Origin of the sequence: Mucilaginibacter phyllosphaerae (genome assembly GCF_004378255.1) — a bacterium.
GTDB classification, from domain to species: Bacteria; Bacteroidota; Bacteroidia; order Sphingobacteriales; family Sphingobacteriaceae; genus Mucilaginibacter; species Mucilaginibacter phyllosphaerae.
Genome location: NZ_SNQG01000006.1, coordinates 1 through 23,731, shown reverse-complemented (window position 1 = coordinate 23,731; position 23,731 = coordinate 1). Strand labels below are relative to the sequence as shown.

Annotated in this window: 25 protein-coding genes; 16 read left to right on the top strand and 9 right to left on the bottom strand. The window is 44.1% G+C overall.

The genetic code is table 11. The annotated features are described in order from the left end of the window. Positions 1 to 102: 102 nt before the first annotated feature. From E2R65_RS15930 to E2R65_RS15890, 9 genes are all read left to right on the top strand, one after another. Entirely contained in the window at positions 103 to 954 is an 852-nt protein-coding gene (locus tag E2R65_RS15930; protein ID WP_229704680.1) for an aldo/keto reductase, read from the top strand. Positions 955 to 974: 20 nt separating this feature from the next. Continuing rightward, a complete protein-coding gene (locus tag E2R65_RS15925; protein WP_134337487.1) occupies positions 975 to 1,436 on the top strand; it encodes a cupin domain-containing protein in 462 nt (153 codons plus the stop codon). A 22-nt stretch (positions 1,437 to 1,458) separates the two neighbouring features. Continuing rightward, entirely contained in the window at positions 1,459 to 1,968 is a 510-nt protein-coding gene (locus E2R65_RS15920) for a nuclear transport factor 2 family protein (protein ID WP_134337486.1), read from the top strand. Between the two features lie 363 nt (positions 1,969 to 2,331). Next, complete coding sequence (locus tag E2R65_RS15915; protein WP_134337485.1) at positions 2,332 to 3,321, top strand: D-alanine--D-alanine ligase; 990 nt, start codon at positions 2,332 to 2,334, stop codon at positions 3,319 to 3,321. A gap of 77 nt (positions 3,322 to 3,398) precedes the next feature. Beyond that, on the top strand, positions 3,399 to 4,034 hold the full coding sequence (locus E2R65_RS15910) for an MgtC/SapB family protein (RefSeq protein ID WP_134337484.1): 636 nt from the start codon (positions 3,399 to 3,401) through the stop codon (positions 4,032 to 4,034). A gap of 88 nt (positions 4,035 to 4,122) precedes the next feature. Next, the gene (locus tag E2R65_RS15905; protein WP_134337483.1) at positions 4,123 to 5,166 is read left to right on the top strand and encodes an NAD(P)-dependent alcohol dehydrogenase; all 1,044 of its coding nucleotides are present in this window, start codon (positions 4,123 to 4,125) and stop codon (positions 5,164 to 5,166) included. Positions 5,167 to 5,265: 99 nt separating this feature from the next. Then, a complete protein-coding gene (locus E2R65_RS15900; RefSeq protein ID WP_134337482.1) occupies positions 5,266 to 5,853 on the top strand; it encodes a C40 family peptidase in 588 nt (195 codons plus the stop codon). Between the two features lie 107 nt (positions 5,854 to 5,960). Next, a complete protein-coding gene (locus tag E2R65_RS15895) occupies positions 5,961 to 7,781 on the top strand; it encodes a PAS domain-containing sensor histidine kinase (protein ID WP_134337481.1) in 1,821 nt (606 codons plus the stop codon). Between the two features lie 44 nt (positions 7,782 to 7,825). Continuing rightward, entirely contained in the window at positions 7,826 to 8,194 is a 369-nt protein-coding gene (locus tag E2R65_RS15890; RefSeq protein ID WP_134337480.1) for a DUF1304 domain-containing protein, read from the top strand. 15 nt (positions 8,195 to 8,209) lie between these two features. Here E2R65_RS15890 and E2R65_RS15885 read toward each other — a convergent pair whose 3' ends face one another. After that, entirely contained in the window at positions 8,210 to 9,388 is a 1,179-nt protein-coding gene (locus E2R65_RS15885) for a GAF domain-containing sensor histidine kinase (RefSeq protein ID WP_134337479.1), read from the bottom strand. Positions 9,389 to 9,561: 173 nt separating this feature from the next. On the opposite strand from E2R65_RS15885, the gene E2R65_RS15880 reads away from it, so the two are divergent. Next, positions 9,562 to 10,011: a KTSC domain-containing protein gene (locus tag E2R65_RS15880; RefSeq protein ID WP_134337478.1), complete on the top strand. Its 450-nt coding sequence runs from the start codon at positions 9,562 to 9,564 to the stop codon at positions 10,009 to 10,011. 81 nt (positions 10,012 to 10,092) lie between these two features. Further along, entirely contained in the window at positions 10,093 to 10,743 is a 651-nt protein-coding gene (locus E2R65_RS15875; RefSeq protein WP_134337477.1) for an START domain-containing protein, read from the top strand. Between the two features lie 81 nt (positions 10,744 to 10,824). On the opposite strand, the gene E2R65_RS15870 is transcribed toward E2R65_RS15875, so the two are convergent. From E2R65_RS15870 to E2R65_RS15860, 3 genes are all read right to left on the bottom strand, one after another. Continuing rightward, positions 10,825 to 13,683: a M16 family metallopeptidase gene (locus E2R65_RS15870; RefSeq protein WP_134337476.1), complete on the bottom strand. Its 2,859-nt coding sequence runs from the start codon at positions 13,681 to 13,683 to the stop codon at positions 10,825 to 10,827. Between the two features lie 136 nt (positions 13,684 to 13,819). Beyond that, the gene (locus E2R65_RS15865) at positions 13,820 to 14,404 is read right to left on the bottom strand and encodes a sugar O-acetyltransferase (RefSeq protein ID WP_134337475.1); all 585 of its coding nucleotides are present in this window, start codon (positions 14,402 to 14,404) and stop codon (positions 13,820 to 13,822) included. A 33-nt stretch (positions 14,405 to 14,437) separates the two neighbouring features. Beyond that, positions 14,438 to 14,848 (bottom strand): acyl-CoA thioesterase, encoded by a 411-nt coding sequence (locus E2R65_RS15860; RefSeq protein WP_134337474.1) that lies wholly within the window; start codon positions 14,846 to 14,848, stop codon positions 14,438 to 14,440. 132 nt (positions 14,849 to 14,980) lie between these two features. Here E2R65_RS15860 and E2R65_RS15855 point away from each other — a divergent pair, with 132 nt between their 5' ends. Beyond that, a complete protein-coding gene (locus tag E2R65_RS15855) occupies positions 14,981 to 16,783 on the top strand; it encodes a M61 family metallopeptidase (protein WP_134337473.1) in 1,803 nt (600 codons plus the stop codon). Between the two features lie 21 nt (positions 16,784 to 16,804). Here the strand turns inward: E2R65_RS15855 and E2R65_RS15850 are convergent, their stop codons facing one another. Then, entirely contained in the window at positions 16,805 to 17,086 is a 282-nt protein-coding gene (locus E2R65_RS15850) for a type II toxin-antitoxin system YafQ family toxin (RefSeq protein WP_134337472.1), read from the bottom strand. Positions 17,087 to 17,089: 3 nt separating this feature from the next. After that, on the bottom strand, positions 17,090 to 17,290 hold the full coding sequence (locus tag E2R65_RS15845; protein WP_134337471.1) for a hypothetical protein: 201 nt from the start codon (positions 17,288 to 17,290) through the stop codon (positions 17,090 to 17,092). 161 nt (positions 17,291 to 17,451) lie between these two features. Between E2R65_RS15845 and rpsO the strand changes: the two genes are divergently transcribed. The 3 genes from rpsO to E2R65_RS15830 all read left to right on the top strand — a co-directional run bounded on the left by rpsO (position 17,452) and on the right by E2R65_RS15830 (position 20,429). After that, positions 17,452 to 17,730: a 30S ribosomal protein S15 gene (rpsO, locus tag E2R65_RS15840; RefSeq protein WP_134337470.1), complete on the top strand. Its 279-nt coding sequence runs from the start codon at positions 17,452 to 17,454 to the stop codon at positions 17,728 to 17,730. A 129-nt stretch (positions 17,731 to 17,859) separates the two neighbouring features. Continuing rightward, positions 17,860 to 20,001, top strand: a complete 2,142-nt coding sequence (gene pnp, locus E2R65_RS15835) for a polyribonucleotide nucleotidyltransferase (protein ID WP_134337469.1) — start codon at positions 17,860 to 17,862, stop codon at positions 19,999 to 20,001. A gap of 158 nt (positions 20,002 to 20,159) precedes the next feature. Beyond that, entirely contained in the window at positions 20,160 to 20,429 is a 270-nt protein-coding gene (locus E2R65_RS15830; protein ID WP_067062801.1) for a hypothetical protein, read from the top strand. Between the two features lie 65 nt (positions 20,430 to 20,494). Here E2R65_RS15830 and E2R65_RS15825 read toward each other — a convergent pair whose 3' ends face one another. Genes E2R65_RS15825 through E2R65_RS15815 form a run of 3 tightly spaced genes read right to left on the bottom strand, consistent with a single transcriptional unit; the run spans position 20,495 to position 22,919 of the window. After that, complete coding sequence (locus E2R65_RS15825; RefSeq protein ID WP_134337468.1) at positions 20,495 to 21,130, bottom strand: uridine kinase family protein; 636 nt, start codon at positions 21,128 to 21,130, stop codon at positions 20,495 to 20,497. Next, entirely contained in the window at positions 21,123 to 22,136 is a 1,014-nt protein-coding gene (locus tag E2R65_RS15820) for a LysM peptidoglycan-binding domain-containing protein (protein WP_134337467.1), read from the bottom strand. The genes E2R65_RS15825 and E2R65_RS15820 overlap by 8 nt, the downstream gene beginning before the upstream one ends. Before the next feature lie 21 nt (positions 22,137 to 22,157). Continuing rightward, a complete protein-coding gene (locus E2R65_RS15815) occupies positions 22,158 to 22,919 on the bottom strand; it encodes a DUF4905 domain-containing protein (protein WP_134337466.1) in 762 nt (253 codons plus the stop codon). 134 nt (positions 22,920 to 23,053) lie between these two features. Here E2R65_RS15815 and E2R65_RS15810 point away from each other — a divergent pair, with 134 nt between their 5' ends. Then, positions 23,054 to 23,533 (top strand): Dps family protein, encoded by a 480-nt coding sequence (locus E2R65_RS15810; RefSeq protein WP_134337465.1) that lies wholly within the window; start codon positions 23,054 to 23,056, stop codon positions 23,531 to 23,533. Positions 23,534 to 23,731 lie beyond the last annotated feature (198 nt).

The following is a 23,731-nucleotide window of genomic DNA, read 5'->3' as shown; positions in this document are numbered from 1 at the left end:
ATTTTTTAATTGCAAATACATGCTTATCAGTAATAATGGTACAAACAACCGTAATCCGTATCCGGTTTAACTAAACAAAACAACAGACTTTTGTAGTATAATATGATGAAAACAGTAAAGTTAAATAACGGCGTAACAATGCCCATGCTTGGTTTTGGAGTATTCCAGGTAACAGATGCGGCAGAATGTGAAAGAAGTGTTACGGATGCCATTGAAACCGGCTACCGGTTAATTGATACTGCGCAATCTTATCTTAACGAAGAAGCTGTTGGTAAAGCCATAAAACATAGTGGTATAGCAAGGGAAGAACTTTTTATTACAACAAAGCTATGGATACAAGCTAACGGCTACGAGGCGACTAAAAAGGCTTTCGGGAACTCGCTGAGAAAATTGCAGCTGGATTATCTTGATCTTTACCTTATCCACCAGCCCTATGGTGATGTATATGGCGAATGGCGGGCCATGGAAGAACTTTATAAAGAAGGTAAGATAAGGGCTATAGGGGTGAGTAATTTCCATCCGGACAGGCTTATGGACCTTATTGTTAATAACGAGGTGGTTCCGGCTGTTAACCAGGTTGAAACGCACCCTTTTCATCAGCAGCATCAAGCACAGCAATTCATGGTGGACAATAACGTACAGATAGAATCGTGGGGGCCTTTTGCCGAAGGGAAAAATGGTATGTTTCACAATGAACTATTACGCTCAATAGCAGAAAAGTATAACAGATCTATTGCCCAGGTAATACTGCGCTGGCTTACTCAGCGGGGTGTAGCAGCAATTTCAAAATCTACACGTAAAGAACGTATGGCAGAAAACTTTAATAGCCTTGATTTTGAATTGGATACCCAGGATATGGAAACGATTAAAACAATGGATACCAGATCCAGCAGTTTTTTTGATCACCGCGACCCTGCCATGGTAAAATGGCTTGGCGAAAGAAAATTAAGTTAACAACCAACAAATTATAAAAAATGAAAAAGGTATTTTTTTTAATGATTTTATTCGCAGTTATCATATCTGCAAGCGTGTTTGCACAAACATCCGCCATTTTTGACAGGGGCGAATTATCTAAAACAAATAATCATACGGGTAATGTTTGGCTAACAGAACTGAATAAGGCCGATAGCGTTATAGACTGTAACATTGCTACTGCAACGTTTGCACCCGGTGCCAAGCTGGATTGGCACATCCATCCTGCCGGGCAAATTCTGATGATAACAGAAGGTACGGGTTATTACCAGGAGAAAGGTAAGGCTATCCAAATAGTAAATAAAGGAGATGTGATCAAATGTATTCCCGGCGTACCGCACTGGCATGGCGCATCGCCCAAAGCTACGTTCACATACATTGCAGTAAGCACCAACGGTGCAAAAAATAAAACGGTATGGTTGCAAAGGGTCACTAATGCCGAATACAACAGCGCAAACAAATAAACCTAATAATAAACTTTAAATAATGAAAAAAGCACTTATAGTAATCTTGCTGTGTGTAGGCACAGCAGCGCTATCGCATGCACAGGCTAAATTGCCTGGTTCGGCAGCAGCCGGTATTACCAAAGAAGAGCAGGAAATACTTGATCTCTCTAAAACAAAGTGGGCATGGATGGCAGAAAAAAATACAGATGCCTTAAACGGCTTTTTTGATGAGAAATGCGTATTTGTGCACATGGGCGGAAGCTGGGGAAAAGCACAGGAACTAAATGTTATTAAAGGCGGCGGCATCTGGTATAAAAAGGCAGAGGTTTATTCGGCTTCGGTAAACCTGTTCGGTAACACGGCTATCCTTTTAAATGATATTGATTTGCTGGCTGTAGTAGGTGGAAATGAAGTTACGCATGCTTTTATGGTAACCGAGGTTTATATAAAAGAGAACGGCAAGTGGAAGATGGGCTCGCTTACCTTTTCTACATTACTAAGGCCGGTTAAAATGAAAAATAATAACATCCAGCAGCAGCCACAACACTAATTCTTTATATATAAGAACCGTCGTGATCTATTAAAAACGGGCTTAACATTAGCCGGAAGTTCATTACTGGCTTCTAATGCAAACACCGGTATTTCAACATCTAAAGAAACAAACATCCTGGAAAATACTACTCCCGGTCGCCGAAAGCTTGGTGGCAAACTGGAGGTTTCAAATATTGACCTTGGTGTGCAAAATATGCACCGTACCTATCAAACAACAGGCAACGCTATATTATTATTGTAGAGGCGCGATACTTCGCGCCTCTTTGCAGAATAGCAAGATGCGTAATGTTGAAGCAGGTGATTGATTAAATCCCAAATCGAATATCCTCACATTCAAAATCAAAAACTATCTTTGGCTATCATGAAAACCATAAACGTAGCCCTTTTGGCCGGTGGCTTTACCGGCGAGTACGAAGTATCTATCAACAGCGCTAAAAATATTGCCGCCAGTTTAGATACCAGCAAATACAAGGTTTATACCATATTGATAAACCGCCGCAACTGGGTTTACGAAACCGATGGGCAGGCCGTTGATATTGATAAGAACGACTTTAGCCTTATCCTTAACGGCGAAAAAATAACATTCGATTTCGCATTTATCACCGTGCACGGCACCCCCGGCGAGGATGGTAAACTGCAAAGCTACTTCGACCTGGTAGGCATCCCTTACAATACCTGCGATGCCACCACATCTGCCATTACCATGAACAAGGCTTACACCAAAGCCATTGTAAACGGCATACACGGGTTGCATGCCGCCAAATCTATCCAGCTGCATCAAAGGGATGAACATGATATTGCTACAATCGCTTCATCGCTTAAATTTCCGCTGTTTATCAAGCCAAACAATGGTGGCAGCAGCGTAGGCATGAGCAAGGTTTACAACGTGGGCGGCCTGCACGAAGCTATCGAAAAGGCTTTTAAAGAAGATAACCAGATCCTGATAGAAGAATTTATAAAAGGCCGCGAATTTAGCATCGGTATAGCCAGGCTGAATGGTAAGATAGTAGTGTTGCCGGCTACAGAGATTATCAGTTCTAAAGATTTTTTTGATTATGAGGCTAAATATACCCCCGGCGTGTCCGAAGAAATTACGCCTGCCGATCTGCCGGAAGCAAAGAATCACGAGATCGCCGATATTGTTACCCAGATTTACCTGCGTTTAAACTGCCGCGGTATGGTACGGGTAGATTTTATTTTGCTGGAAGGCGCACAAGAGTTTTATTTTATTGAAGTGAACACCACCCCAGGCCAAAGTGCAAACAGCCTGATACCACAACAGGTGAGGGCGGCAGGGATGAGCGTTACCGACTTTTATGGTAAACTGATAGAAGGTACCTTGCAGCATTAACTTATTTAATAACATAGCTGTTTAAGGCTGCTTGGCTACTGCACGAACAACCCGCTGCTTTTTGTGTTGCTGTAATTATGGATTTTTCAATACAACTGGGGGATATCATCAGCATGGTGATGTCGGTTATCTGCGGGGGCATCATCGGTTTCGAGCGGGAATACAAAAATAAATCAACCGGATTCAGAACGATCGTACTGATCACCCTGGGGTCAACTATTTTCACCATTGTATCCAGGCATGGCGCCGGTGCGGACGACCGTATTTCGGCTAATATTATCACCGGGATAGGCTTTATTGGGGCCGGGGTGATATTTAAGGATAGAATGTCGGTTATGGGTTTAACTACCGCCGCAGTTATCTGGACGGCTGCCGCAATCGGCATGACAACCGGCATAGGCTACCATTCGCTGGCATTTGTTTTTACCATTATCACGCTGGCTATTTTGGTTTTGGTGGAAAAGGTAGAAGCCCGGATAGGGAACATGAAACGGAATAAGATCTATAGCGTAAACTTTAACAGTTCTGATATAACGCAGCTTAACACCCTGGAAGAGATCATCGGCAAGCATGGTTTAAAAAGTAAACGCCTGGAACTCTATAAATCGCCCGATGGTTTGAGTGTGATACTGCAAATAACGGGTGTCAAAAAAAATGTCGACCAGTTAAGCGAAGAAATGGTGAACATGCGGCATATTAAAGATTTTCATTAATACGATAATGATTATTACAGTGCTATTACACGATAAGTTGTAGTTCTGCCCATCTTCGTAAAACTAAAAACTAACAAAAAAATTAAGCATGATACAAGTAAAAGGATATGCGGCCCAAAACCCGCAAACCGACCTTGCCCCCTGGGATTTTGAACGCCGGGAGGTTGGCCCGCACGATGTGCAGTTTGAAATTCTGTTTTGCGGCGTTTGCCACTCAGATCTGCACCAGATCAAAAACGATTGGTTCCCGGGGATCTTCCCGATGGTGCCCGGCCACGAAATTGTAGGCCGTGTTACTAAAGTAGGTAACCATGTAAAAAACTTTAAAGTAGGCGATCTGGCCGGCACCGGCTGCATGGTAGATTCTTGCCAGGTTTGTGAAAACTGCAAGCAGGATCTGGAGCAGTACTGCATGGAAGGCAGCACCCAAACCTACAACAGTATGGAGCGCGATGGCTCATCGCCAACGTATGGTGGTTACAGCAATAGCATTGTAGTGCGCGAAGAGTTTGTACTGCATATTTCAGAAAAGCTGGACCTTGCCGCTACCGCGCCGCTATTATGTGCCGGTATCACTACCTACTCGCCCTTAAGGCACTGGAAGGTGGGCAAAGGCCATAAACTGGCAGTATTGGGTTTAGGCGGCCTTGGCCACATGGCTGTTAAATTTGGTGTTGCTTTTGGTGCCGAGGTTACGGTATTAAGCACTTCGCCAAAGAAAGAAGCCGATGCTAAAAAGTTAGGTGCACACCACTTTGTGGTAACGTCTGATCCTGAGCAGATCAAAGCGGCAGCCGGTACGTTTGATTTTATATTGGATACCGTATCTGCCGAGCACGATTTTAACATGTATTTAGGTTTATTACGCACCAACGGTACTATGATCTGCGTGGGTGTACCACCAAAACCTGCAGAAATTGCTGCATTCAGTTTATTAGCGGGCCGTAAAAGCCTGGCCGGTTCGGGCATAGGCGGTATTGCCGAAACTCAGGAGATGCTGGATTTTTGCGCCGAGCACAACATTGTTTCAGATATCGAGATGATCAATATCAAAGATATAACCACAGCTTACGAACGGATGCAGAAAGGCGATGTGCGTTACCGTTTTGTAATTGATATTGCAACATTGTAAGTAGCTATAAATTAGTATTTTTAAGGCGGATGATCTGAAAAGATCATCCGCCTTTTTGTTGGAGTAAAAACTTAATACCCAATACAATGTAGTATATCCATGCGCTACATTCCGGTACTTTTGATATCAGTTATCATATTCTCTTGTTCAGATGCCCGTAAACCTACCTATGTCATCACGGGTAAAGGCGATACGGTTATGGTAGCCAAACAGGATACCCTGCCGCCACCAGCGCCGGATAGTGCAGGCTTATTCACTAAGATCAATACAGGTAATACTACACCGGTGCAACTGCTGGCCTTTGCTAATACATTAAAAGGTATTCCCTATAAGTATGCCTCTACAGACCCGGCCAAAGGGTTTGATTGCTCGGGCTTTATCACCTATGTATTCAATCATTTTAAGATAGCTGTGCCACGGCGGTCGGTTGATTTTACTTACGTAAAAACGCCCTTAAATATCAGCGATGCCAAACCAGGCGACCTGATCCTTTTTACCGGTACCGATAGCACTATCAGGGTAGTTGGGCACATGGGCATTATCAGCAATTTGCCCGGGCAGCAATTAAGCTTTATCCACTCCACATCGGGCAAGGCCAACGGCGTTACCGAAACCCCTTTTAACAGTTATTACAAGGGCCGGTACCTAAAAACTATCCGGATATTTCTGCAAAACAGCAGTAAATAAACTTTTGGGAAATACGTTATGCCGTAATTTTATTGTTAATACCGGCTTAAGTATGCTAAAGTTTTATATTTTTGAGTTGGGCAATTTATTTAATCAGGAATAAACTTTTGGATCCGTTAGAAAGCACTTTCCGCGATATTGTTGAGCTATCGCCTTTCCCTGTATATGTATGCACCGGTGATGACATGATCATTACTGTAGCCAATAGCGCTACGCTTAAAGCCTGGGACAGGGACTCATCCGTTATTGGTAAACCCTTTTTTGATGCCCTGCCCGAACTGGAGGACCAGCCCTTTTTAGGCTACCTGCAAAGTGTTTACCGCACCGGTAAGCCCTTTTACAGCGGCAGCGAGCGGGTAGATCTTTTAGTTGGCGGTAAGCTGCAAACATTTTACTATAAATTCACCTATCAGCCTATCCATAACACCGATGGTAAGGTATATGGCGTGGCCGCTTATAATACAGATGTTACCGAGCTGGAACGGGCCAAGCAATCTGTTGAGGAAAGCGAAATGGCGCTTTATAACCTGGTTAGGCAGGCCCCCGTAGGTATCTGCATCATAAGGGCCGGCGACCTGATGATAGAGGTAGTGAACGACTCTTACCTGGAACTGGTTGGCCGGCAGCGCAAACATCTGGAAAACCGCACGATATGGGATGCCATACCCGAAGCGGCAGCATCATACGCCCCGGTAATGAACAATGTAATTACAACCGGCGAGGCGTTTATTGCTAAAGAAGCTGAGTTAACATTGATGCGGAATGGTAAGCCCGAAGTTGTTTTTGTTGATTTTGTGTATGAGCCGGTTCGCCATTTCGATGGTAACATCAACGCTGTTATGGTAATAGCTATTGATGTTACCGATAAGGTGATCGCTCGCCGTAATATTGAAGATGCCGAAGAACGCGGCAGGCTGGCTATCGAGGCTGCCGAAATTGGCACGTTTGACCTTGACCTGCTTACCCAGGTTATGGTACCTTCTGGCAGGTTTAATAAAATTTTTGGCTTTAATTCGCCGGTGAGCAGGGGCCGTTTAATCGATACCATATATCACGAAGACCTTACCCTGCGTGACAAAGCGCATGAAGAGGCCATAAAAACCGGCAGGCTTTTTTACGAGGCCCGTATTACCCATCCCGATGGATCTATCCACTGGATCCGTACACAGGCAAAGGTTTATTATGACAGTGATGACAGAGCGGTGCGTATGCTGGGTACCGTGCTTGATATTACCGAATTTAAACGCCTGCAGCAGCAAAAAGATGATTTTATAAGCGTTGCCAGCCACGAGCTTAAAACACCTATGACATCGCTTAAGGCATCTATTCAGATCTTAGATAAGCTGATCAAAACAAACGGCGATACCGGGAAAGTAGCCCAATTTATAGATAAGGCCAACATCAGCCTTAATAAAATGCAGCACCTGATAGAGAGCCTGCTGAATGTATCAAAAATTAATGCCGGGCAACTTGCGCTTAATAAAACCCGATTTAAAGCCGGCGAAATGATAGCCGAGGGCTGCGAGCATATTACCCTGTCTGGTAATCATGACCTGATCATAAACGGCGATACCGGGTTGGAGATCTATGCCGACCGGAGCAAAATAGAGCAGGTGATTATTAACCTGGTAAATAATGCGGTAAAGTATGCGCCCGAATCGCACAGGATCATTATCGATGTAACTTGCCGTGCTAAAACAGTAAAAATATCTGTGCAGGATTTTGGAGAGGGGATTGCCTATGATAAGATCCCTCATCTGTTCGAACGCTATTACCGGGTAGATTCTACCGGCCTGCAATATTCCGGCCTGGGGCTGGGCCTGTACATCAGCGCCGAAATTGTTGAACGGCATGGCGGCAAAATAGGGGTGAACAGCCAGGCCGGTAAAGGCAGCATATTTTGGTTCACCCTGCCTGTAACCGAATAATTTTTTGTTAGGAATTTAGATACATTTATCCAAACCCGCACACCATGAAAGTTTTTGCCCAGATCATGATCGCTTTGGTAGCAGTGGAGCATTTATATATTTTATGGATAGAAATGTTTGCCTGGACAACCAAAGGCAAGGCAACCTTTAAAACTTTACCGCCACATCTTTTTGAGCAAACCACCACGCTGGCAGCCAACCAGGGCCTTTATAATGGTTTTTTAGCGGCAGGCCTGATCTGGTCATTACTCATCAGCGACCCGCTATGGGCAAAAAATGTAGCCTTATTTTTCCTGGCATGCGTGGTAGTTGCCGGTTTATATGGCGGGCTTACGGCGGGCAAATCCATTATTATTAAACAAGCATTGCCAGCCCTTATTGCATTAGCATTAGTGCTGGTAACTTTTAACTGATGTAAGCGCGGCCTGCTACCGGCAGCCCGCCGGCATAGTGTAGGTAAATATAGTTTTTTCACTGTCAGACTGTACCTCCAGTGTACCACCATGTGCCCTGGCAACTTCTGAAGCGATGAACAAACCAAGGCCAAGGCCTTGCTGGCCAGGTTCAAGCTCGCCCCGCGAAAAAGGCCGGAAAAGTTTTTCCTTCACATTATCGGGTATCTGTTTACCGGCATTGGTTACCGATATGGTAAAAGTATCGTTCATACAGGTAACATCCACATCAACCGGCTGGCCGGCGGCGCCATGTATCAGCGCATTGCCTAACAGGTTGGATAGCACCTGCGATACCCGTTTGCCATCGCAATTTACCGCCTGGCATAAATTAAAATTGGTATGGATGGTTTTGTCGGGCCAAAGAATGGTTAATTCCGTAATCACATGATTAAGGATCTCTTCAACCGGCTCATTATCGTTCCTGTTTAGTATGATGCCTTCGCCTAAGCGGCCCCTGGCAAAATCAAGAATGTTTTCTATCAGGGCCTTCATTCTATAGGATGAATTTTGCAGAATAATGGCCAGGCGCCTGGTACGTCCGTCTAAGGGCATGCGCAGCATCAGCTGCGATACATTAAGCACAGCCCCTACGGGGTTACCCAGGTCATGCCCCAAAATAGCGATGAACTGGTCGCGCAGTTCTGCGGTCTTTTTTTCTTTGGTAAGCAGTAATTCCGATTTTTCAAGTTTATCCTGGGCATCTAAATGGAAAGCTATCAGTTCGGCAAACAGCTTAAACATCCCCATGATCTGGGTGTCCTTTAAATGCTTTGGGTTAGGGTCGATAGCGCAAAGCGTGCCAAAAAAGCTTCCGTTTTTAAGTTTAATTGGGTAAGATATATAGCTTTGAAAGCCATACATGGCCGGGGTATGGTGGCTGGCAAAAGCTTCATCATTTGCAACATGGTCTATCACCACCGGCTGATGGTGCTGCCTTATTTCATTACAAATAGTTGTTTCGAGTTTTAATTCGCTTCCGGGTGTCAGCCCAAAATCAATTTCATCACGTACGGCGCAGGTTATCCATTTATCATCGGTAACACGTGCAACGGCGGCAAAGCCCATGTGGGTAGTGCGGCAAACTACTTCTAAAATAGAAGTTACTGCCTCTATACGGCTGACGGCATCAATATCGGCCTCAAAATTTTCCAAACTTTTGCTTGTTATGCTTTTAATTTAACACAAAATAAAATCTTTTTATCGCATCTGCAAAGGTTTATTTAATTTGAAGATAAGTTTACCGGGATGGCTAATAAAGCGTACCTTTGCAGCTTTATTTTCTTTGGATAAACTTTTCATCGACAATAAATTAGAATACGCATAGCATGAAAAAAATTGTCGATTACCGTAAGCTTTTAGGCGTTACCGAAGCAGCAGAGTTACAGGAATTAAAAAGCACCTACCGCAGCCTGATGAAAGCCTGGCACCCCGATAAATTCCAGGAGAGTGAAGAAAGTAAACTGGAAGCCGAAGAAAAAAGTAAAACCATTATCGAAGCTTATCACTTTTTGGTAAGTATTGCACCCGAAACCCGTGCACAATCTTTAGCCGAATATACAGCCACAACTACCATAGCCGCCATTGCCGATTTTGAATACAAATCGCAGGTGTTGCGCGTAGATTTTACCGACGGTAACTCTTACGAGTATTTTGATGTGCCGCGGGCAGTTTATGTAAAACTGGTAAATGCCGATTCGCCGGGCAGGTTTGCGCGCAGGCATATTTACAACGAGTTTGTTTACCGCAGCACAAGCAAGCTGGTAGCTACTGCTTAAGTATTTTTATTTGTGTTGTATGGATGACATGCAGTACAAAGCGGATAATTAAATTTGCCGGGTTTAATTCCGGGTTAATTTATGTTTAAGAAATTACTTTTTTCTTTGCCGCTTTTTCTGATCTTGTCTTTCACGGCATCTGCACAGTATAACTGGGTGCTTAAGAGCAATAAAGAAGGTATAAAGATCTATACCAGCGAGGTTGCTAATTCAAAGTTTAAAGCGCTTAGGATAGAATGCAATTATGCATCTACCTTAACACAAATGGTGGCCACGCTGCTTGATCTGAAGATAAGGCCCGAGTGGATCTATCATACCAAATCTATCCGCCTGGTTAAGCAGGTATCACCATCTGAGTTGTTTTATTATTCAGAGATCAGCCTGCCATGGCCTGCTCAAAACCGCGATTTTATAGCGCACCTGGTAACCTCGCAAGATCCGGAAACCAAAGTAGTAACCATGGATGGCCCTGTTGCCCCAACGATGGTGCCCGAAAAGGATGGCATTGTACGCATCAGGCATTCCTTAAGCAAGTGGCTAATTTACCCCGTTAATAAAAAAGAAGTAAAGGTAGAGTACACCATACAGCTTGACCCCGGTGGCGCCATACCTGCCTGGTTAAGCAATATGTTTGCAACCGACGGGCCAACACAAAGTTTTAAGGCGCTTGGGGCGCAGCTAAAAAAGCCTGCTTATGTAAATGCAGAATTGCCCTTCATCAAAAATTATTAATAGTTTAAATAGCCGATAAATTAAACACAAAGCCCTCTCAACATAATGTTAAGAGGGCTTTGTGATATAACAGATTTTTGATTATTGCTTCGGTTTGCCGTCGCTGTCTAATTCAACTATCGGGTAACCTAATTTTTGCAGGCCCGGCAATATCCTGGCCTTGTCACCTACAACCAGTATCACCATTTTATCCGTATCCAGATACTTAGCCGATAGCTTATTCAGCTCGGCCGGGGTAATGGTAGATAAGATACGGTTTTGCTCGTCTACATAAGTTGGTTTCAGGTTATACTCCTGGATGCGCGATAGGAACGCTGCTTTTTGTGCGTTGGTTTCATACCTGCGGGCATCGCTTTGGCCAATAGATGTTTGGGTAAACTTCAGTTCATCTGGTGTGATGCCTGTTTTTTGATAATCTTTTATCTCTTTGATAAATTCATATACCGAGCTATCTGTAGCCGTGGCCAATACACCTGCTGATGCGGTAAAATCGCCGCCGTATTTGCCCGAGTTAAAGCCCGAGCGTGCGCCGTAGGTCCAGCCTTTTTTCTCGCGCAGGTTTAAGTTGATATGGCTGTTGAATGCGCCGCCCAAAATATAGTTGGCTATACCCAGTTTATAATAATCGCCGGTGGCATCATAATTTAATTTATCCAGGTAACCTATTCGGATCTCTGATTGCGCAGCACCCGGTACATCAACCAGGTATAGGGTGGTTTTATCAAACGTTTTCCCTGCTGCCGGGGTTGGGATAGTTACTTTTTTATCGGCCCAGTTATTCAGGAAGGCCAGGCTGCCCCTTGCTGTGCCCTGGTTAACATCGCCTACAACAACAATGCTGGTTTGCGATGGCGTAAAGTATTTATCATAATAATCCTGCACATCCTGCAGGGTGATAGCTGCCACCGTTTCTTCGTTACCACCGGTTGAGTAGGTGCGTACATTATCTTGCCCGTAAAGTATTTTATTATACACGGCTGAAGCTACGCCAGCGGGCTGTGTTTTAGCCTGCTTTAAACCTTCAATGGTTTGTTTTTTGATCCGGTCTAAAGCATCCTGGGTAAATTTGGGGTTTAACAATTTCTCCTGTAACAGGGTCATCGTTTTCGGCAGATTTTTAGTTAAGGAATTTATGCTTACATAAATAGCTTCGCTGCCGGCATACACACTGATGCCGCTGCCCAGTTTATCCAACTCGGAGTTGAACTGCTCTGCCGTGTAGTTTTTGCTGTCCTCATTCATCATGCGTGCAACAACGCCTGCCAGGCCGGCCTTTGATGGGTTGTTAACCGCATATAAACCGCCTCCTTTAATAGTCATGGAGATAGATACCGTTGGGATCTCGCTGTTTTGCGTACCAATGATATTGATGCCATTTTGCGTGGTAGCGCTCCAGATGGTTGGCACTTTTATAGCAGGGTTTGCACCTATGCCCGGTTTGGCAGAGCGGTTAAAATTATCTGTTGCCTTTTTGTAGGTCAGGCCATTATAACCATAGTCTGGCGCCTTATAACCCGCTGTGTTTACGGTATAATTATTTGGTGCAACTGCGGCTACATCGCCCGTTTTTGGAAGTACGCTTAATATTACAGCCGGCTTACCTTTAATGTATTTGTTATATACCCGCATCACATCTTCTTTGGTAACTGCCCGTATATCGGCCAGTTCGCGGGCTATCTGGTTAGGGTTGCCTGTAAGGTACTGCGCCTGCGCCAGTTCTGTTACTTTACCGCTAACGCTTGATAAACTGTTGATGTAATTAGCTTCGGCACTTGCTTTAAACCGCAACAGGGCATCATCACTTACGCCTGTTTTTTCAAACTCGGCCAGCGACTCATCCACCAGTTTCTTAGCATCTGCCAGCGTTTGGCCCGGGAAAGGTATCACACTCAGGGTTATCTCCCCCGCCAGTTCGGTATTTGACGAGCTCATGGATGCCTGCGCCGCCTTCCGTGTTTTCACAAAGTTTTTATAGAAGATAGAATTACGCCCCTGGCCGATAATTTCTGACAGGGCATCCAATGCCGACATATCTTTATCATAGATCTTTACCCCCGGATAGGTGATAGACATCAACGGTAGTTTGGCATAATTATCTGTGTAGGATATGTACCTGTCTGCAGTAAGTACGGGCATCGGGAACGATGCATTTTTAACAACCGGGCCACGCGGGATGCTGCCGAAGTATTTACTAACCCAGGCCAGGGTTTGTTTTGGGTTAAGGTCGCCGCCAATGGTGATGGTAGCATTGTTTGGGCCATACCATCTTAAAAAGAAGTTCTTAAGATCGTTAACACCAACTTTATTTAACTCTTCGATGTAGCCGATAGTTAACCACGAGTACGGGTGGCCGTATGGATACAGGTTTTTAGACGTGTATTCGCCGGCTAAACCGTAAGGGCGGTTATCGTAGTTCTGGCCGCGCTCGTTTTTAACGGTTGCGCGCTGTACCTCAAATTTTTGCTGGGTTACGGCATCCAGTAAAAAGCCCATGCGGTCGCTCTCCAGCCAAAGCATTTTTTCGAGCTGATTAGCAGGCACGGTTTCGTAGTAATTGGTGCGGTCGCGGTTAGTAGAGCCGTTTAGCGTACCGCCAGCCTCGGTAATGATCTTAAAGTGGTCGCCATTGGCCACATGGTCGCTTCCCTGGAACATCATGTGCTCAAAGAAGTGGGCAAAGCCCGATTTACCGATCTCCTCGCGGGCCGATCCTACGTGGTAAGTTACATCTACATGCACCAAAGGGTCTGAATGGTCTTCGGCTAAAATTACGGTTAAACCGTTCGGAAGCACGTACTTTTCATAAGGGATAACCAGTTCGGTACCCTTACGGGTAACCTTTTCTACCAGTTTGGGCTGTGCAGCCGTTTGGGCGTTGGCCGTTAGGGCCATCATCGCAATAGACGGTGCCAGTAATGCACATTTTAAAGTTTTGTTCATAAAAGATAAATGTTAGTCGGTATCGTTATAGCTACAGCCGGTTTCACCAGCTTGCAGAAAAGCATAATATTAAGAAAATAAGCCATCATTAAGGCGGGCAGCTATATATTTTTAAACCTTTGTAACTAATTTGTGACTACAGGTTGATCTCCATTCTTTCGTTATCATGGTTCAGCTTTCTGATCACTACTGCCGGGTTACCTACCGCTAAACAATCATCCGGAATATTTTTGGTAACAACTGCACCTGCGCCAACAACGCAGCGGCTGCCTATGGTTACGCCGGGGCATATTACAGCCCCGCCGCCTATCCAGCAATCATCGCCAATAGTAACCGGTTTGGCGTTTTCCTTACTGCGCCGCAGTACGGCATCCAGGGGATGCGTAGCGGTATAGATTTGCACGGCAGGGGCGCAAAAAACGTTGCTGCCTATCTTTACCTCCATCACATCCAGCACTACGCAGTTAACGTTAAAATACACGTTCTCTCCGCAGGTAATATTGTAACCATAATCGCAGTGAAAGGGCGGTTCGATATAAAGGCTTTTTGGCGCGTTAGGGATCAGCTTTTGCAAAACGGCGGCAGTGCCATCGCCCACTACATATTCATCAACGTTTAATTGTTTTAAAAGCTGCTTGCAGTATTTACGCTCGGCGGCAAGGGTTTCGTCGCCGGCAAGATAGTATTCGCCGGTAAGCATTTTTTCTTTTTCTGTTTTCATCAGGTAATTATGCTGGTGTGATTGTATATATTACTACACCTGATAATGCGCAATTACATCATCGGGCACTTTAGCGCCGCGGCCGGTGGCCATATCTATCATCACGTAATCAAAATAGCCGTCGCAGCAGATTTTTTTGGTGGCTTTGTTGGTTAGGGTAAAGGCTACGCGGCAGCCCTTATCGTTAATGGTTTCGATGCCGGTTTGCACGATGAAGTAGTCGCCCATGGTAAGGGCACGTTTATAGTCAACATGTGCGGTGCGCACTACCCAGCCAAAGCCGCGTTCCATAAATTTTTCCATGGCCATGCCGTAGCAGCGTTCCATCTGGTCGTAACGGGCGGCCAGCACATAATCAAAGTACTTGCTGTTGTGCACATGCTGAAACATGTCTATATCATCGGGGCGTACCCGCAGTTCGGTTTCAAAGGTAGCGTAGGGCATGGGCGTAAAGTTAAAAGTAGAAAGTTAAAAGTAGGAAGTTAAAACGGATATATTGTTTCGGGCTGTCACAAAACTGTTATCTGTCGGGCTTCCAATTTTTATTATCTTAGGGGGACTAACTATGTTACTATAATGAAAAAACTTTACAAGCTGTTATTGCCTGCATTAATAAGCCTTAGCGCTGTTGCAAACGCACAGCAAAAGCAAGCAAACATGCAATACGCCGTAAGTATGGAAAAAGCGGCAGAACACCTATGTCATGTAGAGCTAAACAGCAAAGCACCGGGCAAAACACCCCGGTATAAAATGAGCGTGTGGACACCGGGCTATTACCAGCTGATAGATTTTGCTGCGGCAGTACAAAACTTTACCGTTACAGATGCCAAAGGCAATCCGTTAAAATGGGAGCAACCTATAAAAAGTGCCTGGGTGGTTGCAAACCCAACAGAAGGCGATATTAAAATTACGTATGATGTTAAGGCTACCGTACCATTCGTGGGCAATGTATATCTGGACGAAACCCGTGGCTACATTACGCCCGGCGGCCTTTTCTTGTATATGGATAAAGAGCTTAGGAACCCGGTAACCATACAAATGACACCTTACAGCAAGTGGAGCAAGCTGGTGGCAACAGGCTTGGATACCATCCCCGGTAAATATCATACCTATTTGGCTAATGATTTTGATGTGTTGTACGATAGCCCCTTTTTAATGGGCGAACTGGAGGTATTACCACCATTTATGGTTGATAACAAGCCACATAATTTTGTTGGGTATAAACTACCGGCTTTTGACAGGCAGGGCTTTATGAACGATCTGCAAAAGATCGTTAAAACCGGGAGCGATATTATTGGCGAAGTGCCTTACACGCATTATACCTTTTTATCTATAGGCGAAGGCGGCGGCGGGATAGAACATTTAAACTCATCATCATTAAGCTTTAGCGGTGGCGAGGGTTTTAACACACCCGAAGCCAGGAAAAAACTATACAACTTTATAGCACATGAGTATTTTCATCATTATAACGTAAAGCGCATCAGGCCGGTAGAGCTTGGCCCGTTTGATTACTCCAAAGAGAACCACACCAATATGCTTTGGGTAAGCGAAGGGTTTACCGTTTATTACGAATACCTCATAACCCGTCGCGCCGGCATCATGACGCCCGAGGATATGTTTGGCGATCTGCAGCAAAACCTGAAAAACTACGAGAACAAACCCGGCCACCTGTATCAATCGGCCACGCAGGCCAGTTACTATACCTGGGGCGACGGCCCTAACGGCCGCGTGAACGATGATTTTAACAAAACGATATCTTATTATGATAAAGGCCCCATTTTGGGCTTGATGCTCGATTTTAACATTCGCCACATTACTAAAAATAAAAAAACGCTGGATGATGTAATGCGCCTGCTTTACTATAAGTATTACAAAAAGCTAAACCGCGGCTTTACCGAGCAGGAGTTTAGGGACGAATGCGAAAAAATGGCCGGTACAAAAATGCCCGAACTGTTTAATTATGCATCAACCGTTACGCCGCCTAATTATCCTAAATACTTTGCTTACGGCGGTTTAAATATTGATACCACTACCACCATGATATCTACAGTTTGGGATGGCTTAAATGTGAGGCAACAAAAAGATACCCTGCGCATCACCACAGTAGATTATCAATCACCCGCGTGGAAGATGGGTGTACGCGGCCGCACTAAAATTTTAACGATAAACGGCGCCCCTGCTACCAGAGACCTGTTATTTAAAACTTACGAAACCCACAACGCCGGCGATACCATTACCCTTGGTTTAGAAAAACACGGCGTTAAAAAGGATGTGACCATAACGCTTGCTAAAAAATACGAGAAAAGCTTTAAAATAACACCACTGAAAAACCCGGATGCCCTGCAAGCAGCAATTTACAAAAGCTGGGTAGGGAAGTAGGGGATGGTGAGTGGATCCCTGTTAAAATAAATCGGAATGAGTACCGGTACGTACTAATTCTAACAGATTTATTTGCTCATGCTCTGCCCAGATAAGCAATAAGTCGGGTTTTACATGGCATTCCCAATAGCCGCTGTAATTTCCGCTGAGTTTATGCGGTTTATGTTTTTTATTTAAGCCTGTATGCCCTTTTTCTGCCAGTAGAGTAATAACTTGCTGAAGTAGTTGAAAATCTTTTACAGAACGCTTTTTAAGTAATTTTAAGTCTTTTAAAAATTTGGCGGAAGTAACAATTTGAAACATATTTTATTTGATGCTATCAAATAGTTCTTCTACAGTTCCAAATTTTTCTCCGTTGCCTGCCTTTAGTTCATTCATCGCTTTAAGGGTATCGGCATTAGGAATGTTCTTTTGCTTTTTTACCTTAACAGGGATCTGCAATTCTTTTAAAAATTGTTTAACCTGGTTGGTTTTATTATCCGGCACCTGTATTTCGAGCGTTAGCATACCAATGTTTTTATATACAAATTTACTTATTTAATACTATATCAACAATATCGCATCCGTCTCATTAAATTGTACTTGTTAAACGCTTGTGCAATTAAAACCATAACCGTATCTTTGCGCCACAATTAATTAAATATTCACGCTTTAATATTATTCACGTAATGTATTTAGGTAAAGAAGCAAAGGCAGAGATCTTTGCAAAACATGGTAAAAGCGCAACCGACACCGGTTCAACCGAAGGACAGGTAGCATTATTTACCACCCGTATCGCACATTTAACCGGCCACCTGAAAAAAAACAAACATGATTTTTCAACCCAGTTATCTCTGCAAAAATTAGTAGGTAAACGCCGCGGTTTGCTGGCATACCTGTACAAAAAAGACATTGAAAGATATCGTGCTATCATCAAAGCTTTACAGCTTAGGGATATTATCAAATAACTTTTATTATTTTTTAAGAAAAAGCCGTCCGCATTTGCAGGATGGCTTTTTTACTTTTGCAACAAATATACACACACATAAAAACCGGTGCGCTCCGAAAGATGAAAAGCGCATCACAACACAAACAAGATGAGTTTAAACGTAATTAAAAAGGTTATTGATTTAGGTGACGGCCGCACCATTGAGATCGAAACCGGTAAACTGGCCAAACAAGCCGATGGCTCGGTAGTAATTAAAATGGGTGATACCATGTTATTGGCTACGGTAGTATCATCGCCCGATGCAAAAGAAGGAGTTGATTTTTTACCCCTTTCTGTAGATTACCAGGAAAAATATGCTGCTACCGGCCGTATCCCCGGTGGATTTTTACGCCGCGAGGCGCGCCTGTCAGACTATGAGGTTTTGATCTCTCGTTTGGTTGACCGTGCATTGCGCCCAATGTTCCCAGAAGATTATCACGCTGATACCCAGGTTATGATATCATTGATATCTGCCGATAAAGATATTATGCCTGATTGCCTTGCAGGTTTAGCTGCTTCTGCTGCATTATCTGTTTCTGATATCCCTTTTAACGGCCCTATATCTGAGGTGCGTGTTGCCAAAGTTAATGGCCAGCTGGTTATTAACCCAACTTTAACTCAATTGCAAAATGCAACTTTAGAGTTTATTGTTGCCGGTAGCGAGCATGATATTAACATGGTGGAAGGCGAATCTGCAGAGATCCAGGAAGAAGAATTAGTTGAGGCTATTAAATTTGCACATACTGCCATCAAACTACAATGTTTAGCCCAAAAAGAGTTAACAATTGAAGTAGGTAAAACTGAAAAACGTGTTTACAACCACGAACACAGTAACGAAGACCTGAAAAAAGCTATTTACGCTGCTACATACGATCAGGTTTACGCTATTGCCGGCGAAGCGTCTGCTAAAGAAGAGCGTGGTGCTAAATTTAAAGCGGTACGTGATGCTTATATCGAAACCCTTGGCGAGATAGATGATATCACCAAATCATTAGCTAAAAAATACTACCACGATGTAGAGTACGATGCTATCCGTAACCTGGTATTAGACGAAGGTAAACGTTTAGACGGCCGCAGCACTACCCAGATCCGCCCGATATGGAGCGAAGTGGGTTACCTGCCATCTGCACACGGTAGCGCGGTATTTACCCGTGGCGAAACCCAATCATTAACCACCGTTACCTTAGGCGCTAAGGATGATGAGCAAATGATTGATGGTGCGTTCATCAACGGTTACCAAAAATTCCTGTTACACTATAATTTCCCTGGTTTTTCAACCGGCGAGGTTCGCCCTAACAGGGGTGCAGGCCGCCGCGAGATCGGTCACGGTAACCTGGCTATGCGCTCTTTAAAACGCGTATTACCTGCCGAAGACCAAAACCCATACACGATCCGTATCGTTTCTGATATCCTGGAATCAAACGGTTCTTCATCAATGGCTACGGTTTGCGCCGGTACATTGGCTTTGATGGATGCGGGTATCAAGATCAGCAACCCGGTATCCGGTATTGCCATGGGCTTAATCACCAATGAAATGGGTACTAAATACGCTATCCTTTCTGATATCTTGGGTGATGAAGATCACTTGGGTGATATGGACTTTAAAGTAACCGGTACCAAAAACGGTATTGTTGCTGTACAGATGGATCTAAAGATCAACGGATTATCTTACGAGGTATTAACCAACGCGTTAAACCAGGCTAAAGACGGCCGTTTACACATACTGGGCGAAATGGCTAAAACCATGACTGCACCGCGCGAGGACTACAAACCACACGCGCCGCGTATTGTAATGATCAAGATAGATAAAGAATACATTGGCGCCGTAATTGGCCCCGGTGGTAAGATCATCCAGGAGATGCAGCGCGAAACAGGTGCTACCATCTCTATCGAAGAGAAAGACAACCAGGGCTTTGTACAGGTATTTGCCGATAACAAGGCAGCTATCGATGCTGCTTTAGGCCGTATCCGCGCTATTGCTTCTAAACCGGAAGTTGGCGAGATCTACGAAGGTAAAGTAAAATCAATTATGCCGTTTGGTGCATTTGTGGAGATTATGCCGGGTAAAGATGGTTTGTTACACATCTCCGAGATCGATCACCGCCGTATCGAAACCATGGATGGGATCTTTAACGTTGGCGACGAAGTACGTGTAAAACTGCTTGATGTGGATAAGCAAGGTAAATTGAAACTTTCGCGTAAGGCTTTATTGCCACGCCCGGAGAGCAATAAACCTGCTGATAATAACTAAAAACAAATAATTTAAACAGCAAAACCCTCTTTTTGAGGGTTTTGCTGTTTTGTTAAAAAAAATATTAAGAATTTAAAACAATACCTAAACTTTGGTGGTTTGAAATAGTTAAGGATATATAAAAAAGAGAAAACAATCAAGCCGGTACTATTTTGCGAATGACGTCTACTACGAATGATCCTTTAGATTTTCTCAATAACTCTCAAGGGATACAGACCGGTGCACAAACGGATCTGATCCAGAAGCTATTGTACGAGATCATCAGGGTTAAAGAGCTTATTACCTATTATGATTCCATCCCGAATGGGGCAGGGCAGCTCGGCTCGTCAATTTTGAATGAACTGGTTACCGAAGCCTACAACTCCCTGGTCAATTACGATACTGTTTTGATGAAAAAGTATTACGATCTGTTGCTTAATTGCGATTGATACGCCGATAAGCCAAGCTGCCCGCTAAAATTTATTAGAATTTACTGCTGTTGTAAGCGAAGACTTTAGCTTAAAACCTTTTTGCGCAACTCTGCAGAGATCTCATCTGTAATGCGGATAATATCGGCAGCTTCCTGCGTGTTGTTAACAACCACCCTGTCGCATACATCACGGTAGGGCAGCAGGTACTCTTTATAAGCCGGTACAACGTGGTTTACCCATTTATAGTAAGCATCTTCGTTAGAGTAGCCGCGCTCTTCCAGGTCGCGTTTAAGGCGGCGTTTCAGGGCAATGTGTTCATCGGCATCAATAAAGATGGTCATATCCAGCACATCCTTAATTTTACCAAAGTGCATAATGAATAACCCCTCTACAATAATAATAGGTGCCGGTTTGATCTCCAGCATTTTGGGGACTGCATTGGAGTTGTTAAAAGTGTATTCCTGCTTTATAAAGCTTTGGTTATTCAGCAGTTTAAAAATATCACTTTCAAAGTGCTCATGGTCTATGGTTGATGGCAGGTCGAAGTTATACTCTTTATTCTCCTCCTTGGTCATGTTATGGGCCACCGGGAAGTAGTAATCATCCTGCGATACCAAACACACCTCATCGGCGGTAAAGTGTTCTAAAAAGGATTTTAAAAAAAAGGTTTTGCCAGATCCGCTGCCACCGGCAACGCCAATTACATAAGGTTTATTCATTAGGAGTACCGTAGCTGATATTTACCTGAAAACGTTTATCGAGCGCACCCAAAGCAGTGGCAACATTTTTGGTCATCACGATGATAGCATCCCTGGTGCTTTGGCTGTCAGTAAAGCGGCCAACTACTTTGGCAAAGGTTACGTGGCCATTCATGGGGTTGGTAATGCGCATCACCGTACCAATAGGGGCGGTACGATGCAGGATCAATTTTTTATTTGGGTCAAGGCTGGCATCCTCTATCCAGGTAGCCACTCCTTTTTCGTTCTTTTCAAACAGGCCGTACCGGTTGGCGCCGGCTTTATGGTTGGCAATACTATCCGCGGCAGCCACGTAGGTAGAGTCTCGCCGGGCGGTGTCTGTGTGGGCATCGGTTACAACAGCCGCCGGGGCTGGCGCGGGTGCAGCCACACCATTGGGCACCATTAATACCTGGCCGGGTATAAGCGCGGTAGATTTTAGTTTATTTAACTGCGTAAGCGCATCTACGGTTGTATTAAAACGTTTAGCGATAGCATACAGTGTTTCATGTGCCGATACCTTGTATTCTTGCGTGGCAGTGATGGCAGCAGGTGCTTGTACAGCAGGCTTTGTCTCTTCTTTTTGTACCGGCTGCGGTATTACAACAGGCTGTGTTTTAACTGTGGCTTGCTCTGCCGGTTTGGTTTTTACCGGTGTCTGCTCTGCCGGTTTGGCTGGTGTTTGGGCCGGTGGTGTTTGCACAGCAGGCGCCGTGGCAACTGTTTCTACGATGGAGCGCTGAGTAGGCACTTTAATGATCTTGCCAATTTGCATGCTGGCATTATTATTAAACTTTTGGATGATTTTAGGGCTTACCCCGTATTTGCGGCCCAGCGAATAATAATTGTCTTTCGGATCGAGTTTATGCAGGATAACTTTTTTGCCGTCCAGGTTCTCCACCCCGATAGAATCTGGCAGTGCCGATGCAAACAGGGAAGAAGTAAGGGCGGTAAGTATAGTGGATAATAGTAGTATTTTAAATTTCATAATAAATTCTTATTCAGTAATTTATAGTTTTAAAGCCTTTATTTCGGCTTTGTTTTTGATGTAAACCAGTATATTTTTATGTAATACAAACGCCTCGGGCTGTAATTTTTGTATATCCTGGTTCAATAAATCATGATAAATTACCTCATTGTTATTAATTATATACAGGTGCTGCTGCAAGGCCCCGTTTTTAAGGGTGTGCAAAGATACAATTATGTAATTATTATGGTTTAGATAATGCACCATATTTCCATAGGGTTCATCGGGCAGGATGCCGGGCGGCAATTCACCGGCAGTTAACATAGCAGGTGTCCGGATATTATTCTCTAAAGGTTTATCAGTTGCTGCATCAAAGGGGCGTAAGGTTTGGCCGGTAAGTATATCGGCAAGCATTAGCTTTTTAGGCAGCATATTGGTATTGTAAACCACCGGCCCGGCAGCCGCCAGATGATCGAGCGCCAGGCTGTAGTTGCTCCAGCGTTCGGCGCCTGTAGCAGTATCAATAGCAATGATCGCTTTATGCTCGGGGCCGGTTTCTTGCTTGTAATAATGCAGCAGCATTATACCTTGGTAAATACCCTCTATACCGGTAAGCCAGCGCTCGGGCAGGGTGAGGTCGGTAAAATACATTTGCCCGGTTACCAGGTTTAAAGAGGCAAAGCTGGTTTGTTTATCGGCTTCATTCCGCAGCTCGATGCCGAGCAGATCGGTTTGCCCGTCAATTTGCAGGCGCCATACGGTGCTGGGAAAGCTAAGGGCGATATGTGGTCGAAAAATGGTCATTTAAAGTCGCAAATATGGCTATTAATTGTCTCATCAGGGAATTTTTTAACCCCGAAATTTCTGACAAAAACCAAACAAACAATCAGAAACAATGTCTGCTAAACGGATGTTATCACAACAAAAAATAAATTATCATGGACGCTGAAAAAATAAGCTTAGAAGAAAAAAAAGTAAAACCGGTTGTTGATCATCTGAACGATCTGTTGGCAAACTATCATATCCATTACCAAAAATTACGTGGCTGCCATTGGAATGTAAAGGGCAAAAGCTTTTTCACGCTACACGTAAAATTTGAAGAATTATATACCGAGGCCCTTACCACTATTGATGAACTGGCCGAGCGGATACTTACCCTGGGCAAGCCACCGTACAGCACTTTTAACGATTACATTACCACATCAACCATTAAAGAAATTCAAACTATCGGCTTAAAGGATACCGATATGGTGAAAGCTTTGATAGAAGATATGGCCGCCCTGATAGAAATGGAGCGCCAGATATTGGATATTACTGCTGATGCAGGCGATGATGGTACAAACGATATGGTGAACCGCTTTATGCAATTTAAAGAAAAGAACACTTGGATGCTACGTTCATTTGTGAACGAAGATTAATTTTGTAGAGACCAGTGATTAGAGGTTGGAGATCAGTTTCAATTCTGATCGTAACATAAAAAAAGAGGCCGTCTCATAAGTGGGGCAGCCTTTTTGTTATTTAATGCGATTTTGGTAACTTAAAGTCATGGGAGCGAAAGTAGTCTTTAAACCATATGACCCCGACCAATTGACATTTCTGCCGTACAAACTGGAGGA

Coding starts and splice junctions, on each gene's coding strand:
- E2R65_RS15820 (WP_134337467.1), bottom strand. CDS start 22,136: ATGAAATTTAAAATACTACTATTATCCACTATACTTACCGCCCTTACT.
- E2R65_RS15920 (WP_134337486.1), top strand. CDS start 1,459: ATGAAAAAAGCACTTATAGTAATCTTGCTGTGTGTAGGCACAGCAGCG.
- E2R65_RS15875 (WP_134337477.1), top strand. CDS start 10,093: ATGTTTAAGAAATTACTTTTTTCTTTGCCGCTTTTTCTGATCTTGTCT.
- E2R65_RS15845 (WP_134337471.1), bottom strand. CDS start 17,290: ATGCTAACGCTCGAAATACAGGTGCCGGATAATAAAACCAACCAGGTT.
- E2R65_RS15830 (WP_067062801.1), top strand. CDS start 20,160: ATGACGTCTACTACGAATGATCCTTTAGATTTTCTCAATAACTCTCAA.
- E2R65_RS15865 (WP_134337475.1), bottom strand. CDS start 14,404: ATGAAAACAGAAAAAGAAAAAATGCTTACCGGCGAATACTATCTTGCC.
- E2R65_RS15905 (WP_134337483.1), top strand. CDS start 4,123: ATGATACAAGTAAAAGGATATGCGGCCCAAAACCCGCAAACCGACCTT.
- E2R65_RS15860 (WP_134337474.1), bottom strand. CDS start 14,848: ATGCCCTACGCTACCTTTGAAACCGAACTGCGGGTACGCCCCGATGAT.
- E2R65_RS15915 (WP_134337485.1), top strand. CDS start 2,332: ATGAAAACCATAAACGTAGCCCTTTTGGCCGGTGGCTTTACCGGCGAG.
- E2R65_RS15900 (WP_134337482.1), top strand. CDS start 5,266: ATGCGCTACATTCCGGTACTTTTGATATCAGTTATCATATTCTCTTGT.
- E2R65_RS15850 (WP_134337472.1), bottom strand. CDS start 17,086: ATGTTTCAAATTGTTACTTCCGCCAAATTTTTAAAAGACTTAAAATTA.
- E2R65_RS15925 (WP_134337487.1), top strand. CDS start 975: ATGAAAAAGGTATTTTTTTTAATGATTTTATTCGCAGTTATCATATCT.
- E2R65_RS15815 (WP_134337466.1), bottom strand. CDS start 22,919: ATGACCATTTTTCGACCACATATCGCCCTTAGCTTTCCCAGCACCGTA.
- E2R65_RS15825 (WP_134337468.1), bottom strand. CDS start 21,130: ATGAATAAACCTTATGTAATTGGCGTTGCCGGTGGCAGCGGATCTGGC.
- E2R65_RS15880 (WP_134337478.1), top strand. CDS start 9,562: ATGAAAAAAATTGTCGATTACCGTAAGCTTTTAGGCGTTACCGAAGCA.
- E2R65_RS15890 (WP_134337480.1), top strand. CDS start 7,826: ATGAAAGTTTTTGCCCAGATCATGATCGCTTTGGTAGCAGTGGAGCAT.
- E2R65_RS15855 (WP_134337473.1), top strand. CDS start 14,981: ATGAAAAAACTTTACAAGCTGTTATTGCCTGCATTAATAAGCCTTAGC.
- E2R65_RS15870 (WP_134337476.1), bottom strand. CDS start 13,683: ATGAACAAAACTTTAAAATGTGCATTACTGGCACCGTCTATTGCGATG.
- E2R65_RS15930 (WP_229704680.1), top strand. CDS start 103: ATGATGAAAACAGTAAAGTTAAATAACGGCGTAACAATGCCCATGCTT.
- rpsO (WP_134337470.1), top strand. CDS start 17,452: ATGTATTTAGGTAAAGAAGCAAAGGCAGAGATCTTTGCAAAACATGGT.
- pnp (WP_134337469.1), top strand. CDS start 17,860: ATGAGTTTAAACGTAATTAAAAAGGTTATTGATTTAGGTGACGGCCGC.
- E2R65_RS15910 (WP_134337484.1), top strand. CDS start 3,399: ATGGATTTTTCAATACAACTGGGGGATATCATCAGCATGGTGATGTCG.
- E2R65_RS15810 (WP_134337465.1), top strand. CDS start 23,054: ATGGACGCTGAAAAAATAAGCTTAGAAGAAAAAAAAGTAAAACCGGTT.